Source organism: Streptomyces durbertensis (genome assembly GCF_014156695.1).
In the GTDB taxonomy this organism is placed as follows: Bacteria; Actinomycetota; Actinomycetes; order Streptomycetales; family Streptomycetaceae; genus Streptomyces; species Streptomyces durbertensis.
This window is the reverse complement of the sequence record NZ_WMLF01000112.1, coordinates 1-13,840: the sequence shown is the minus strand read 5'-3', so window position 1 is coordinate 13,840 and position 13,840 is coordinate 1. Positions and strand designations below refer to the sequence as shown.

Annotated in this window: 13 protein-coding genes, 2 pseudogenes and 1 riboswitch; of the genes and pseudogenes, 10 read left to right on the top strand and 5 right to left on the bottom strand. The window is 71.7% G+C overall.

Translation table 11 applies throughout. From position 1 onward, the window contains the following. The first annotated feature begins 53 nt into the window (after positions 1-53). The 3 genes from GL263_RS10330 (at position 54) to GL263_RS10320 (ending at position 1,691) form a co-directional block, all read left to right on the top strand. Positions 54-479, top strand: coding sequence for a PPOX class F420-dependent oxidoreductase (locus tag GL263_RS10330; RefSeq protein ID WP_182855310.1), 426 nt, complete (start codon positions 54-56; stop codon positions 477-479). Beyond that, the gene (locus tag GL263_RS10325) at positions 476-1,240 is read left to right on the top strand and encodes a hypothetical protein (protein WP_182855309.1); all 765 of its coding nucleotides are present in this window, start codon (positions 476-478) and stop codon (positions 1,238-1,240) included. Before GL263_RS10330 ends, GL263_RS10325 begins: the two co-directional genes overlap by 4 nt. 157 nt (positions 1,241-1,397) lie before the next feature. Next, positions 1,398-1,691: a hypothetical protein gene (locus tag GL263_RS10320; RefSeq protein ID WP_182855308.1), complete on the top strand. Its 294-nt coding sequence runs from the start codon at positions 1,398-1,400 to the stop codon at positions 1,689-1,691. A 252-nt stretch (positions 1,692-1,943) separates the two neighbouring features. Here the strand turns inward: GL263_RS10320 and GL263_RS10315 are convergent, their stop codons facing one another. From GL263_RS10315 to GL263_RS29225, 4 genes and pseudogenes are all read right to left on the bottom strand, one after another. Next, positions 1,944-2,984 (bottom strand): M23 family metallopeptidase, encoded by a 1,041-nt coding sequence (locus tag GL263_RS10315; RefSeq protein WP_438947941.1) that lies wholly within the window; start codon positions 2,982-2,984, stop codon positions 1,944-1,946. 12 nt (positions 2,985-2,996) lie between these two features. Further along, positions 2,997-3,166: riboswitch (cyclic di-AMP (ydaO/yuaA leader) on the bottom strand. Positions 3,167-3,426: 260 nt separating this feature from the next. After that, positions 3,427-4,062 (bottom strand): response regulator, encoded by a 636-nt coding sequence (locus tag GL263_RS10310; RefSeq protein ID WP_182855307.1) that lies wholly within the window; start codon positions 4,060-4,062, stop codon positions 3,427-3,429. After that, positions 4,059-4,457 (bottom strand): annotated as a pseudogene (locus GL263_RS28340) (sensor histidine kinase); the annotation flags it as partial. The gene GL263_RS10310 and the pseudogene GL263_RS28340, both read right to left, overlap by 4 nt. A 591-nt stretch (positions 4,458-5,048) precedes the next feature. Continuing rightward, a pseudogene (locus GL263_RS29225) lies at positions 5,049-5,357 on the bottom strand (histidine kinase); the annotation flags it as partial. Positions 5,358-6,477: 1,120 nt separating this feature from the next. Between GL263_RS29225 and GL263_RS10295 the strand changes: the two are divergent. From GL263_RS10295 to GL263_RS10265, 7 genes are all read left to right on the top strand, one after another. Continuing rightward, the gene (locus tag GL263_RS10295; protein ID WP_182855311.1) at positions 6,478-7,596 is read left to right on the top strand and encodes an ABC transporter permease; all 1,119 of its coding nucleotides are present in this window, start codon (positions 6,478-6,480) and stop codon (positions 7,594-7,596) included. Further along, complete coding sequence (locus GL263_RS10290; RefSeq protein WP_182855306.1) at positions 7,593-8,345, top strand: ABC transporter ATP-binding protein; 753 nt, start codon at positions 7,593-7,595, stop codon at positions 8,343-8,345. Before GL263_RS10295 ends, GL263_RS10290 begins: the two co-directional genes overlap by 4 nt. A gap of 287 nt (positions 8,346-8,632) precedes the next feature. Beyond that, positions 8,633-9,166: a type 1 glutamine amidotransferase domain-containing protein gene (locus tag GL263_RS10285; protein ID WP_182855305.1), complete on the top strand. Its 534-nt coding sequence runs from the start codon at positions 8,633-8,635 to the stop codon at positions 9,164-9,166. A 270-nt stretch (positions 9,167-9,436) separates the two neighbouring features. After that, a complete protein-coding gene (locus tag GL263_RS10280) occupies positions 9,437-10,603 on the top strand; it encodes a baeRF2 domain-containing protein (RefSeq protein ID WP_182855304.1) in 1,167 nt (388 codons plus the stop codon). A 133-nt stretch (positions 10,604-10,736) separates the two neighbouring features. Continuing rightward, the gene (locus GL263_RS10275) at positions 10,737-11,282 is read left to right on the top strand and encodes a DUF6479 family protein (protein WP_182855303.1); all 546 of its coding nucleotides are present in this window, start codon (positions 10,737-10,739) and stop codon (positions 11,280-11,282) included. A gap of 85 nt (positions 11,283-11,367) precedes the next feature. Next, on the top strand, positions 11,368-11,709 hold the full coding sequence (locus GL263_RS10270; RefSeq protein ID WP_182855302.1) for a DUF3140 domain-containing protein: 342 nt from the start codon (positions 11,368-11,370) through the stop codon (positions 11,707-11,709). Between the two features lie 13 nt (positions 11,710-11,722). After that, entirely contained in the window at positions 11,723-12,373 is a 651-nt protein-coding gene (locus tag GL263_RS10265) for an endonuclease (protein ID WP_182855301.1), read from the top strand. Between the two features lie 130 nt (positions 12,374-12,503). Here GL263_RS10265 and GL263_RS10260 read toward each other — a convergent pair whose 3' ends face one another. After that, on the bottom strand, positions 12,504-13,715 hold the full coding sequence (locus GL263_RS10260) for a cation:proton antiporter (protein ID WP_182855300.1): 1,212 nt from the start codon (positions 13,713-13,715) through the stop codon (positions 12,504-12,506). Between the last annotated feature and the right edge of the window lie 125 nt (positions 13,716-13,840).

The window sequence follows — 13,840 nt, the reverse complement described above, 5'->3', positions numbered from 1 at the left end:
CACCGGTACTAGGCTGCGTAGGCGAGGTGCCCCCCACGCAGGGAGGAGGAGCCGTGAGCGACGAGCAGGCGCTACTGGAACTGCTGGCCTCGCGCGACCTGGGGGTGCTCGCCACCCTCAAACGGGACGGCCGCCCGCAGCTTTCCAACGTCGTCTACGCCTACGACCCCCGCCGCCGGCTGATCCGGATCTCCGTCACCGCCGCGCGAGCCAAGACCCGCAACCTCACCCGCGACCCCCGGGCCAGCCTGCACACCATGTCCGCCGACGGCTGGTCGTGGGTCGTCGCCGAGGGCACAACCGAGCTGACGCCCGTCGCCGGCTCCCCGGACGACGAGGCGATGAACGAGCTCATAGACCTCTACCGCTCACTGCGCGGCGAGCACCCGGACTGGGACGAGTACCGCGCCGCGATGATCGCCGACCGACGCCTTGTCGTGCGACTCCCGGTCGAGCGGGTCTACGGGCAGGCCGGATGAGCGCTGCCGGAGAACCCGCGAGACGACTTGCCGACGCGGGCCACGACACCGTGCCGCTGCGGGCACCCCTGTCCTACCCGGGGAGGTGGGTGGACGAACCGTCGCTGCTGCGCGGCGACCACTTGCTGCCACTCGGTTCGTTTCCCGTCTCCGCATCCGGAAGGGTCGCCGTCCTGGCCGTGGGCTCCAACGGGTCCCCGGCCCAACTGCACCACAAGCTGACGCGCGCCGGTGTCTCCCGTACCGTCCCCCTCGTGCCCGTAAGGGTGAGCGGGCTCGCGGTCGGCCTCTCCGGCCATCTGAGTCGAGCCGGCTACGTCGCCGCCTCCCCCTGCCTGTGTCCGGGCGCCGACACGTCGCTGACCGTCACCTGGCTGACACCCGCCCAGCTCGCGGCCCTCGACGCCACCGAACTGCCCAACTACTGGAGGGCGTACCTTCCGGCGGCCGACGTACCGGTGAGCACGACGGACGGACGGCCGCTTCCTGCCGACGGGGTGCACGTGTACGTCAACGCGCGCGGGCTCCTCAGCAATCCGGACGGGAGCCCGCGGCGAACCGCCGACCAGCGGACCGTCATCAGCTCACTGCTCGCCGAGTCCGACCGGCTCCGGACCCTCTTCGGACCCACCCCCGACACCTGGGTCCGGCGCGCCCTCGCCGACCCCGGCCTCTCGGCCCTCGGCACGGCCGCGTTCCACGCCGAAGGGTGGGTACGCCCCCACGACGGCTTCCGGCACTTCGCCCGAACCGGCGCGTGAAGCCCCGCCTCGCGGCGCTGTTACACGACGGTGGAAGGAAGGCTTCTGCACCACTCGACGCGGTGACATCACGTCACCGTGTTGCAACAGACCGTTCCCCAAGCGGCCCTCGGCGCCTTGCTCAACGCGTACCTCTCACCATCCGAAGGGACGCGCGATGCGACTCCGCGCCTTTGTGATCTCGGCTGTGATCTCGGCGCTCTCCACCGTGCGCACGCTCCTGGCCGACCTGGCCGACCTGGTCGGCACCGCACGCGCCACACCCGCGCCCCGATGGGGCGTGAAAGCCTCCGGCTGCGCCGCCACCAGACCGGCACCAGGGCGGCTCACCCAGCCCGGGGGCGGCTCGGCCTACCGCGGCCGCGCATGCGCGGACGTCCCTCTCAACCGGCTTCGGTGCGCCGCCCACCGCCACGGGCAGGAGGGGCGGGAGGACGGCCAGCATCTCTGACAACCGGCAACTCCAGCACCCGGCACGGAAGTCGGGGTGCTGGGAGAAACCGGCGGTCCTGGTGTCGGGGGGTGTCCACCAGGACCGCCGGAGTGTGCACCACCGCCCGCGGGGAGGGCGGCGGCACGTCTGAGGCACGGGTGCGCCATGTGGGGGTACGGCACACCCGCGAGAGGGGAGCAGGAACCGGACGCCGCGTCGCCGGTCAGCGACACGCCCGGCCTGGAGCGCCCGAGAACCGCGTCGGGCGGGTCAGATCGCCTGGCCCTTGCTGCGCAGCCAGACAAGCGGGTTGATCGGGTCGCCGCCACCGGGCCGGACCTCGAGGTGGAGGTGCGGGCCGGAGGAGTTGCCGGTGGAGCCGACACGGCCGATCATGTCGCCGGTGGTGACCTGGCCGCTCGTGCGCGTCATGGAGGAGAGGTGGCAGTACCAGACCTCGGTGCCGTCCTCGAGCTGGAGGATGATGCGGTACCCGTAGGCGCCCGCCCAGCCCGCCTCCTTGATCGTGCCGGTGTGAACAGCCTTGACCGGCGTGCCGGTCGGCGCCGCGAAGTCCTGGCCGGTGTGGTTGTTGGACCACATCGAGCCGGACTCACCGAACGTGGAGGTGAGCTGGAAGTTGGCCAGGGGGAGGGTGAAGCTGGCGGCCAGCTTGCGAAGGCGCTCCTCCTCGGCCTTACGCTTCCGCTCCTCCTCCGCCTTGCGCTTCCGCTCGGCCTCGGCCTTCCGCTCCGCTTCCGCGAGGCGGGCGGCCTCCTGGGCCGCTTCCGCCGCCGCGGCGGTGGCGGCCGCCTCCCGCGCGTCGGACTCGGCCGCCGCCTGCTGCGCGTCGGCCTGCTGGAGGATCCGGGCACGCAGCGCCTCGCCGGCGTCGGTCTGTCCGGCGGCGGCGTCCTGGCTGGTCAGTCCCACCTGGGTGAGCGGGGCGGCCTGCGCCGCCGGCTCGTCGGCGGCCGCATCGGCCAGGCCGCCGAAGCCGGGCAGGTCGGAGGCGGCGGGCAGCTTGTCCACCAGGGCTCCGAGGTCGGGAACCGACACCGGAGCCTTCGGCTTGTCGTGCGCGGTGGCCATTCCGCCGGCGCCTATCGCGGCGACCATGCCCACACCCAGCACCGCGCTGCTGCGGCCCATGCCGCGCTGCTTGGCTACCCGGTGACGGCCTCGCACCGGACGAACGGAGTCAGCGGTCGGGTTCCACTCACCGCACGAGTCCTCGACGTCCGGCCCGTAGGCGGGCGGCGGTACGACGGCGATACTGGCGGTGTCGGCGGCAGGCCTGCTAGACGCCACGGAGGCGTTCTCCTTTCCTTCCTTCTCGCCTACCGGGTTAGCTGACGGGTTCGGAGCAGGAAGGTCTCCTACGGGCGGCTTCGTCGAAGCTGCCCGATTCACCCCAAGGAAGTGGTTCCCCGGTTCCCTCCGTGTGCGAGTGACGGTTGATCACACACGTGCAGGATTCGGCCAAGGCGCACGGCGCCGCCTCTGTGACGGCTGTGACGACCGCGCTGCGTTATCGAACGTTAATAGACCCGGGCCCCGCATTCCAAGCCCCGACGGCAACAACCCCCTTTTCTTGAGCGGATGTTAGTGCCCAGACCGCCCGCAAACGGACTAATCGACGAAGGAAAAGGTTGCACCCCCACAGCCGATCTTGATCAACCCGTGACACAGACGCGTGGCGGCACTCACAGAGGGTTATGAACGTCGGCGCGGCGGTGCGTCGCGCCGCCGCTCATCTGCGGATGACTCCACGAGCCGTCGCCGCCGCTACGGCGGCAGTGCGGGAGTCGACGTCCAACTTCGTGTAGATGTGTGCCAGATGGGACTTGACGGTGGCTTGGCTGAGGAAGAGCCGCTTGGCGATCGCCACGTTGGAAAGCCCTTCCGCGACGAGCTGGAGGACCTCGGTCTCGCGCCGTGACAGCACCGCGTTCGGCTGCCGCACCCTGTCCATCAACCGGAGCGCGACCGTGGGAGCGATGGCCGACTTCCCGGCCGCCGCCGTTCTCAGTGCGGCGGTGAGCTCCTCGGTCGGCGCGTCCTTGAGCAGGTAGCCCGTTGCGCCGGCCTCGATCGCGGCGACGATGTCGGCATCCGTACCGAAGGTCGTCAGAATGAGCACCCGGGGAGCGCCGGCCACGGCAGTGATCTTCGCCGTCGCCTCGGAACCGAGCATCCGGTCGCCGAACTGGAGGTCCATGAGAACAACGTCAAGCGGCGTCTCGGCCGCCAGAGTCACCGCCTCCTCGGCGGTGGGGACGTCGGCGACCACCTCGAAGTCATGCTCCAGCTCCAGGATGGCTCGCAGTCCCGCGCGTACGACCGGGTGGTCGTCGGCGATGAGGATCCGGATCGGTCGGTCTGTCATGGCACTGCCTGCCCCGAGTCTTCAGCGACGGAGAACGGAAAAGTGACGGCGACCGCGGTCCCCTGGTCGGGGGCCGACTCCACGACAAACGTGCCGTGCAGCGCGTGCGCTCGTGCTCGCATGGCCGCCAGGCCGAAGCCGGCGCCGCCCGGCGCCGAGCCGGGAGGCGGAAGCTCCCCGGGGACAAATCCGACGCCGTCGTCCACCACGTCGAGGACGACCTCGCCCTCGCCGGGATCGACCATGTAGCTGAGCGTCAACTCGACCCGGCTGGCGTCCGCATGGCTGAGCGCGTTGCCCAGCGCGGACTGCGCGATCCTCAGCAGGGCCACCTCGACGGGAGTCGGCAACACCACCGGGTCGCCGGACAGGTGGAAGCGCACCTCCGGGCCGCCCCTTCGCGCGACCGGCTCCGCGTCGTCCGTCCCGCCTAGCCCCTCCGTCGCCCCCAGCCGCTCTGTCCGCGACTGCGACCCCGCCTCTTCGTCCTCCGGCTCGTTCGGCCCGGCGGCCGGCGGCCGTGTCCTGTCGCGCGCGCCCTCCGGTGTCGCGCCGCCGCGCCCCGGCCGTGCGTCCTCCTCACCGTGGTGTGACGGGCCGCGTAGCGGGCCGCCCGAACCGACGCCGCTCTGCGGTACGCCCACCGCAGCACCTTCCACATCACCCACGACTTCAACAGGCCGGTCCGACCCAGCACGGGGAACAGACGCGTCAGGAGCGTCTGACCGCGCCGTCCGGCCTGGTGGGTCGCCCACCATCGAGCCGTGAGCGCGGCGGTCATCCGGGTCACCATCGGGCACCTCCTCGTCGCCGCCTGGTCTTCGCCCCGCCTGCGCCGCGGAGCGCCCTGCCGTTGTCTCCACCATCAACGCAGTGGCCCCTGCCGCGCCACTCGCCGGAGCCCCGACACCGGAGGGCGGGGTCGTCGCCGCCTCACACAGCCGGCTCAGCGCCGCCGGGAGAGAGCCCCTCTGAAGATCCGGTGGAGTGAGGGCCCGGATGAATCGTCGCGCCTCCGCGAGATTGTCCACGGCCGCAACCCTCGCCTGGCGAACGTGGTCCGAGGCCACCTCGGGGCGGTGGGGCAGCTCGCGCTCGGCGGCCCGAAGCAGGAGCTGGATGCTGGAGAGCCCCTGGGCGAGGGTGTCGTGGATCTCCCGGGCGAGGCGTTCCCGCTCGGTCAGGACGCCCGTGGTGCGCTCGACGGCAGCCAGTTCGTTACGCGCCGCCGTCAGCTCCTCGATGAGCTCCTGACGTCGGACGTTCTCCCGGTACAGCGCCTGGTAGCCGAGCACCACCGCCACGGCGACCGCGGCCCCGATCACCGGGCCGATCACCGTGCCCACACTCAGTCTGTGGGCGTGCCAGCCGAAGCCGGCGACCGCGGCCCCCGTCGTCGCCACGACAAGCGGGAGCGACCACCGCACGGGCAGCAGATGCAACTCGACGAAGAACAGCGGGAAAGCAAGCCAGACACCGTCCGGCGTCAGCGCGAGGAGCACCAGCCAGGAAGCCAGCAACCCGGCGAGCCACAGAACGGTCGTACGCGCCGAGGAACGCCTACCCACGAGAGCGGGCCCGAGCGCGTACACGGCGGCGACGAGCACGGCGGCCACCACAACCGCGATCGGGGACCCGCGTACCTCGGTAGCGCCCAGCAGGGCACGTGCGGCGGCCAGGGTCAGCAGGGCGGCAACGAGAACGTGAACGCAGCCGGCGAGGACGCGTAGCACTGGTGTCAGGGATCGGGAAACCACGGTGCCTCCTGGGGCTGGATAGCGGAACTCCACAACGTCAAGGTCGATGTCGGCATCGGCATCTTCTGCATCGGCATCGCCGTGCACCTGACCACACCCACCAGACCGCACCACACCACACCGCAGCGCGAGGCTTTGCTCGCTCGGTCGGTGGCGCGGGCGATCGGGCTGCACAGGCGCTCGGATCCGGAACGTGTCGCGAGGGGCGGCCGAGCGGCGGGGGATACGGGCAGCCGGCAACGGGAGGATGGGAGGACGCCACCGCGACTCGTCGACTTGTCGACCGTTCGCCGGGGCCTGGGGGCGGGCCGGGCCTGGGGCCGGGGTGTCCCAGCCGTCGAAGGTCCGATCGCCGATGTCCTCACAGAGGCCAATCGCGCTGGGTTTGACCTTAGAGGCCGGGCCGGCGGTCCGCCATCAGCCAAAAGGTGTAAAGCCCGTTCCACCTTTTGACTCCGCCGGTACCACCATGCAGCCGATGTCCACGGACCGCCTGGCCACGGACAGTGGGAACAGCTCCGCAACGGGCGGGAACAAGCAGGCGGGGCCCGTGCCCCGGCAACCGGCGACCGTGTCGACGCCCGTCCTGCCGTCGACTGACCGCCGCCGAGCGACCAGCACCACGGCCGTCGCCGCCACTACCGAGAGGGGACCCATCGTGTTCGTCGCCTGCAAGGACCTGCGCTTCGCCAGAGGCAGGTTCGCGCTCATGGGCGTCGTGACCACCCTGATCGCGCTCCTCGTCGGCCTGCTGTCCGGGCTGACCGCCGGCCTCGGCCGGGAGAACACGCAGGCGATCACCTCACTGCCCGCCGACAGACTCGTCTTCGCCGCCGCCGACGGAGAGAGCGTGTCGTTCGCCGATTCCCGACTCGACGAGGAGACCTGGACGGCCTGGGGAAAGGCGCCCGGCGTCGACTCCGCCGACCCGCTCGGCATCACGACGCTCCGCGCAGAGGCCGGCTCGGTCAACCGGGCGGTGGCCGCGTTCGGCGTGATACCGGGTTCACCACCCGCACCGGAGGGGGAGCTGGACGCACGCCACGTGGTGTTGTCGCAGCGAGCCGCCGACGAGCTGCGGCTGGCCGTGGGGGATACGCTCCGGCTCAGCGGCCGACAGATGGTCGTGAGCGGCACGGCGGAAGGATCGATGTTCAGCCACACGCCCGTGGTGTGGACGTCGCTCGACGCCTGGCAGCTGTTGGCGACGCCCGGAGCGGGAGAGTCCGGCTCCGACCACCAGGCCGCGGAGGCCGACCAGCCACCGACGGCCACCGTGATAGCCCTCCGCGTCGCGCCCTCCGCGTCCACCGACTTCGCCGCGCTCGACCGGCGGCTCGGTACCAGGACCCTTCCCGTGGAGGACTCGCTCTCCGCCATCGGCTCGTACACGGCGGAGAACAGCTCACTACAACTGATGCGGGGCTTCCTGTTCCTGATATCCGCCCTGGTCATCGGCGCCTTCTTCACGGTGTGGACGATCCAACGCAGCGCGGACATCGCCGTCCTGAAGGCGCTCGGCGCCTCCACCGGTTACCTGCTGCGGGACGCTGTCGGGCAGGCGGTGGTGCTGCTTGTCGTGGGCACGGGGGCCGGCACAGCCCTTGCCGCCCTGGCCGGCGTCGCCCTGCGGGACACGGTGCCGTTTGTCCTGGAACCGGCCACGGTCCTGTTCCCCGCTCTGATCATGACAATCCTCGGCCTGCTGGGTGCCGCGCTGGCGGTCCGCCGCGTCACCGCCGTCGACCCCCTCACGGCATTGGGAAGTGCCCGATGAACCTGCGCCTCACCGACATCACTCTCACCTATCCGGACGGCGCCGGCCGGCTCACGGCGCTGGATCGGATATCGCTCGAGGTGCCGGCCGGAACGGTCGTCGCCGCCGTCGGCCCCTCGGGTTCCGGCAAGTCCAGCCTCCTCGCCGTTGCCGCGACACTGATCACCCCGGACAGCGGCAGCGTGACCGTCGCCGGCCGGGAGACCCGCGGCCTCGGCCCGGGAGCGCTCGCCGAGCTACGTCGAAGCCACGTCGGGGTGGTGTTCCAGCAGCCCAACCTGCTGCCGTCCCTCACCGCCGCGGAACAGCTACAGGTCATGGCACATCTCGCCGGTCGCAACCCGCGTCGCGCCCGCAGTCGCGCCCTGGAACTGCTGGACTCGGTCGGCCTGGCCCGGCAGGCCGACCGCCGCCCTCACCAGTTGTCCGGCGGCCAGCGGCAGCGCGTCAACATCGCGCGGGCGCTGATGAACGAGCCTTCGGTGCTCCTCGTCGACGAGCCCACCAGCGCGCTCGACCGGGAGCGTGGTGCCGCGGTGATGGACCTCCTGGTCAGCCTCACTCACGAGCGGTCCACCGCGACAGTCGTGGTCACCCATGACCGGTCGCATCTGAGGGCGGTCGACCGCACGGTGGAGGTTCACGACGGCCGCCTCACCGAGCACCGCCCGGAACACCACCCCGAGCACCACCAGAAGGAGGGCCTGCAGGAGGACCCGGTAGCGCACCGGTCGCAGTCCGCGACGTGAAAGTTGCACGCTGACGGCATACTCGGGTCGCTTACGGCAAGGCGTGCGGTGTGAGAGTGCGGCGTTTCGGATATTTCCGCTGTTTCAACGCCGTGCCGGCGTCGGTTTTCGCCAAGAACGCCGACATGCTGGCAGGCGCACGGCGGGGCACGATGGGTGCCATGTCTCGGCGGCCCTGTTGTCCTTGCCGCCGGGACCACCGAGTCCGGAAGCCGTGAAGCCGTCGTGACGCCGACCCGCCGGGTGGGCGTCACGGGACCGAAGCCGAGACCAGAAGGAGGGCGCATATGCGTATCGCGTTTCTGGTGGCAAGCGAGGGAGTCGAACAGGTCGAGCTGACCGAGCCCTGGCAGGCGGTGAAGGACGCCGGCGGCGAGCCGGTGCTCGTCTGCCCGGACCCTGGTGAGATCCAAGCCTTCCACCACCTCACGGCCGCGGGCAGGTTCCCTGTGGACGCGACCGTCGACAAGGTGTCGGTGGACGATTTCGACGGCCTGTTGCTGCCGGGCGGCGTCGCCAACCCGGACTTCCTCCGCCTGGACGACGGCGCGGTCGGTCTTGTGCGGGCGTTCAGCCAGTCCGGCAAGCCGGTGGCGGCCATCTGCCACGGGCCGTGGACGCTGGTGGAGGCCGATGTGGTGCGAGGTCGAACGCTGACGTCGTGGCCGAGTCTGCGCACCGACATCAAGAACGCCGGCGGCACCTGGGTCGACGAGCAGGTCCACGTCAGCAAGGAAGGCCCTGGACCGCTCGTGACAAGCCGTAAGCCGGACGACCTGAAGGCGTTCTGCGACGCGTCGCTGCACGAGTTCGGCGCCTGACGCCGCGCTCGGCCCTGACGACTGGCTTCCCCAGACGGGCGCGGCCCGATGCGGCGGCCCTCCACCGGTCGGCGCACCGGCACCGTGCGTGTCGTCCCCGTCGACCCGTTGCCGAAGCGACACAGCCACCAAGCGACACAGCCACCAAGCGACACAGGCATCAGCGACACAGTCATCAAGCGAAGCACAGGCCGTCAGGCCGTCGGGCCGCGCGAAGCCCACCGGCAAGCCCACTCGTCACGCCGTAGGTCGTACCACCGTGGAGGAGTCATGGACCTCGCTTTCCTCAACCCCGTCCTCAACGAAGCAGGACCCTGGGCGTCCGTGTACATGGCCGGCGCCGCGCCGGGTCCCGGCGCCGAGTCCCAACAGGAGCTCACCGCGAGGGAGGCCCGCAGTCGGCTCTCCTCGCAGGGAGCGGACGACGCGACCTGTGAGGCGGTGTTCGCGACGCTGCGCGAACCGTGGCCCGAGCATCCCGGTCTCGCCGTGTTCGCCAAGGAGGGCGAGGTCCGGCTGACAGTGCCGCTGCGTGAGCCGCCGCCGCTGCCGGAGACGCAGTGGACGCCGGTTCCCCATCTGACCCCGCTGATGGAACGGATCGCGGAGCCCCACACCTGCCTCGTCGCCTACATCGACAAGCAGGGCGCGGACTTCGAGCTGCGCCGGGCCGGCGGTGTCGGCGAGTCAGCCGGCGGTGTCACGGGGCGGGACTGGCCTCTCACCCGTACGCCCACCGTCGACTGGTCCGAGCGGCGTTTCCAGCTGTCGGTGGAGAACACCTGGGAGCAGAACGCCGCCGAGATCGCGGCGGGTGTGGCGCAGACCGCCGAGGAGACCGGCGCGAACGTCGTGCTGCTGGTGGGCGATCCGCGCCAGCGCCGGTCCGTGCACGACAAGCTGCCGACCGCGCTCAACGCGTCGGTCGTGGAGACACGGCACGGCGGGCGGGCCGAAGGGTCGCAGTCCAGGCTGCTGGACGAGGAGATCGAAGAGCTCATCGCCGACCAGCGGCACCGCGACAACGCGGAGGCCCTGGAGCGGTTCCGTAGGGGCCGGGCCGAGCGCAACGGCGGGGTGACCGCCGTGGAAGGCGTCCCCGCCCTGGTGGAGGCGGCCCGGGAGCACCGTGTGGCGACGCTTCTCCTCCGACCGGGCGGTTCGGATCTCCAGCGCGAGGTGTGGATCGGGCAGAACCCGGACCAGGTGGCCGTGCGTCGCACGGACGCGCGCTACCTCGGTGAACCGGAGCCGTCGTCGGCCCGTGCCGACGACGCGCTGCTCCGCAGTGTCGCGGCGACCGGGGGTGACGTGGTGGTCCTCACCGAGGACGAGGCGGGGACGGAGGACGTTCCGGTCGGTGGGCTGGGTGCCGTGCTGCGCTGGGCGGAGGAGAGCGGCGGCGACTCGCCGGGTGGGAGCGCCGAAGCGGCGTGACGGCGTGCCCCGCCCGGCGAGGCGGGTGCGCCGTGCGGAGGTAATGCGCCGTACGGAGGAAATGGGTGCCCGGAGCGGTAGGTGAACGCTCCGCAGGGCACCCGGAGGGTGAAGCCGAGGGAGGCAGTACCGGATGAACACCACACTGGTGGACCGATCCACCGTCGCGGACGCTGTGACAACAGATCCCGCGCTGCTCGACTACGCGCAGGAGCGCGGCTTCCTGGTAGGCATCGCCCCGTTCCTGGTGGGCGTGGCCGCGGTTGTCATCCTCATCACCGCGGTGATGGTCGGCATCCGGTCCCTGCGGCGGCAGCCGCCGAAGCCCCGCCCGGACGAGCAGCCCTCACTGCCCGACTCCGGGCCTGTCGGAGAGGTGCAGGAGCACCGCGCCGACGCGGAGATGCCCCACGACGGCCGACGGCTGATGCCCCACGAGATCAGCTACTACGGCACCGAGGAGGCCCCGGAGGAGCAGGAGACGCAGCCGGAGGACAAGCGCGGACATGGCAGCGGCGCCGCCCCCACGGTCGGCCACGAGACAACGGAGCCGGGTTCCGGGAACCCGGAGATGGCCAACCCTCCGGAGGCGGCCGAGGAGGAGACCGACCCGGCGCACCGGATCCGTCGCGACGGCGACAAGCCCGGTCCGGCCGAGCCGAACTCCCCGCACAGCTGACCCGCCTCCCGGGGCGCCCTGGACGTACCCCGGCCGCTGACGCCGCCCGCGGCGTCAGCGGCCGGACGAGAGGAGGAGAACGACCGTGGCGGAGGATCCGCTGGAGGGCGACGCGCTGTGGGAGGAGTTCCACCGCGTGGTGAACATGACCTCCCAGGAGCTGAGCGAGTGGCTGCGCACGGACAGCGCGGCGGAGGACGCTGAGGAGCTTCCGGAGCGGTCCGGTACGCCGGACGGGCGTTCCGTGCTCGCCGTGCTGCAGAAGCGCCGGACCGACCTGACGGGGGAGGACCTCCGGGTGATGCGGGAGGTCGTACGGGAGGTCGGCGAGCAGCGCCGCGACGACCTCGAGCCCGTGGCCGGCCAGGAGCACTGGCGGCATCGGCTGATGCGGCTCGGGCATGATCCGCTGAAGCCGCCGCGATGAGCGGGGCGGGCAGATGAGGGGGGCGGGCGAGCGCCGGACAGCGGAGGCACTGCTCGAGGTGTGCGGCCGGACGTACGCCGAGGAGGCGGGCATCCGGCTGCGGGACACACCGCAGCCGCTCTACCAGCTGCTGGTGCTCGCCACGCTGCTGAGCGCCCGGATCCGCGCGGACGCGGCCGTGGGGGCGGCGCGGGCGCTGTTCTCCCACGGTCTGCGGACACCCAGGGCGATGGCCGAGGCGAGTTGGCAGGAGCGGGTGGACGCTCTGGGTGAGGGCGGCTACCGCCGGTATGACGAGAGCACCTCCACGATGCTCGGTGAGGCGGCCGAGTACGTGCGCGACCGTTACAGCGGGGATCTGAGGCGGCTCCACGAGGATGCCGACGGCGACGTGGCGGTACTGCAGGAACGGCTGCGGGAGATGAAGGGGATGGGGCCCGTGGGGGCGGACATCTACCTGCGTGAGGTGCAGGCGGTCTGGCCGGATGTGGCGCCCTATCTGGACTCGAAGGCGGAGAGCGGTGCCGAGCGGGTCGGGCTTCCCGGTTCGGCCGGGAAGCTCGCGAAGCTGACGGCCGAGGAGGACGTGGCGGCCTTCGCGGCCGGTCTGGTGCGGGTGTCGTTGGACAAGTCGCTCGCGGAGGAGGTCCGCTCCCGCGTCTGAGGCGTCCCCGGCCACCGACCCACGCCGGCCGCCCCCACTCGACTCATGCCGACCCCGGGTCTGGCCCGCACCGACCCCGGTCTGGCCCGCACCGGCCGCGCGTCGGGCCCCCACCGGCCCCGCGTCGGTCTCACCACCCTTCCGTCGCCGCCCGCCGGGCAGTGGGTGATGCGTCGGTCCCGCCCGGGGCGCAGCGGGTCGCGAGCAGCGGGAACAGCAGCACGGAGAGCATTCCGGCGCCGACCAGCGCGGCGGCCTCCGCCGTCTCCAGCGCTCCTCCGCTGACGCCCAGGGAGGTGATCGCCACGATCAGTGGCAGTGCTGTCGAGCAGTACAGGCCGAGGCCGGCCCGCTCCCGGAGCGGCATGCCCGGGGGCGCCAGCAGCAGCACCGGCAGGCCGCGGACCAGGAGGAAGAGCAGAAGGAACAGTCCGAGCAGCAGCAGCGGCCGGCCACCGCCGAGCAGCGCGTCCAGGTCGAAGCCGACGCCTGTGCTGATGAAGAAGAGGGGGACGAGGAAGCCGAAGCCGAATCCTTCGATCTTGCTCATCGTGGTCTTCCGGTCGGCCGGCGAGGCGTCCCTGAGGACCAGCCGGGTGAGCACACCGGCGGCAAACGCGCCGAGCAGCACGTCCAGCCCGAAGGCACTGGAGATCGCCAGCATCGCGGCGAGCAGCAGCATGACAAAGCGGACGGGCAGGTGGGCGCTGGTGTCGAGGGTGCGGGCGACGACCGCGGCGAACCACGGCGGCTTGGGGCGGGTGGCGAGGTACACCGCCCCGGCCGTGAGCAGGGCGAACGCCGTCAGCACCAGCGCGGCCCGGCCGGGGGCGCGGCCGGAGAGCAGCAGCGCGACGGCGATGATCGGTCCGAACTCGCCCACGGCGCCGTAGGTGAGCACGGCGGATCCGAGCCGCCCGCGCAGTCCGCCGGTGTCGCGCAGCACCGGGAGGACCGTGCCGAGCGCCGTGCTGGTGAGGGCGACTCCGACGTAGAGCGCCGCGTCCGTCCCCCCGGTGGCGATGAGCACGGCCGCCCCCAGGCCCAGTGCGAGCGAGACCAGCCAGGCGCAGACCGAGCGGCGGAGCACCGGTCCGGACACGGCCGCGAAGTCGATCTCGTAACCGGCGAGGAAGATGAGGGTGCACAGGCCGAGTTGGGAGAGGACCTCGATGAGGTCGTCGGGCTGAAGCAAGCCGAGCACGGCGGGGCCGACCAGCACCCCGAGCAGGATCTCCACGACCACCACCGGAACGGCGAGCCAGCGGCCCGTCAGGTAGGTGAGGGCGGGCGCCAGTACGGCGAGCGTCATGATGAGGACAAGTGCCCCGGCGTCGGACATAGCGGATGCTTAGCACGCGGGTCGCCGACCCGACGGGACCGCGGGCCGTGCGCGGCGGCGTCCCACCGCGGAGGGGCCGGCGAGGGGAGAGCCGGCTGCGGTGTGGGCGGGTCGCCGAGTGGGCG

What these genes read in the sequence shown, in the direction of transcription:
- GL263_RS10325 (WP_182855309.1), top strand. Translation starts at nt 476, where the DNA reads ATGAGCGCTGCCGGAGAACCCGCGAGACGACTTGCCGACGCGGGCCAC.
- GL263_RS10320 (WP_182855308.1), top strand. Translation starts at nt 1,398, where the DNA reads ATGCGACTCCGCGCCTTTGTGATCTCGGCTGTGATCTCGGCGCTCTCC.
- GL263_RS10310 (WP_182855307.1), bottom strand. Translation starts at nt 4,062, where the DNA reads ATGACAGACCGACCGATCCGGATCCTCATCGCCGACGACCACCCGGTC.
- GL263_RS10290 (WP_182855306.1), top strand. Translation starts at nt 7,593, where the DNA reads ATGAACCTGCGCCTCACCGACATCACTCTCACCTATCCGGACGGCGCC.
- GL263_RS10285 (WP_182855305.1), top strand. Translation starts at nt 8,633, where the DNA reads ATGCGTATCGCGTTTCTGGTGGCAAGCGAGGGAGTCGAACAGGTCGAG.
- GL263_RS10280 (WP_182855304.1), top strand. Translation starts at nt 9,437, where the DNA reads ATGGACCTCGCTTTCCTCAACCCCGTCCTCAACGAAGCAGGACCCTGG.
- GL263_RS10275 (WP_182855303.1), top strand. Translation starts at nt 10,737, where the DNA reads ATGAACACCACACTGGTGGACCGATCCACCGTCGCGGACGCTGTGACA.
- GL263_RS10265 (WP_182855301.1), top strand. Translation starts at nt 11,723, where the DNA reads ATGAGGGGGGCGGGCGAGCGCCGGACAGCGGAGGCACTGCTCGAGGTG.
- GL263_RS10260 (WP_182855300.1), bottom strand. Translation starts at nt 13,715, where the DNA reads ATGTCCGACGCCGGGGCACTTGTCCTCATCATGACGCTCGCCGTACTG.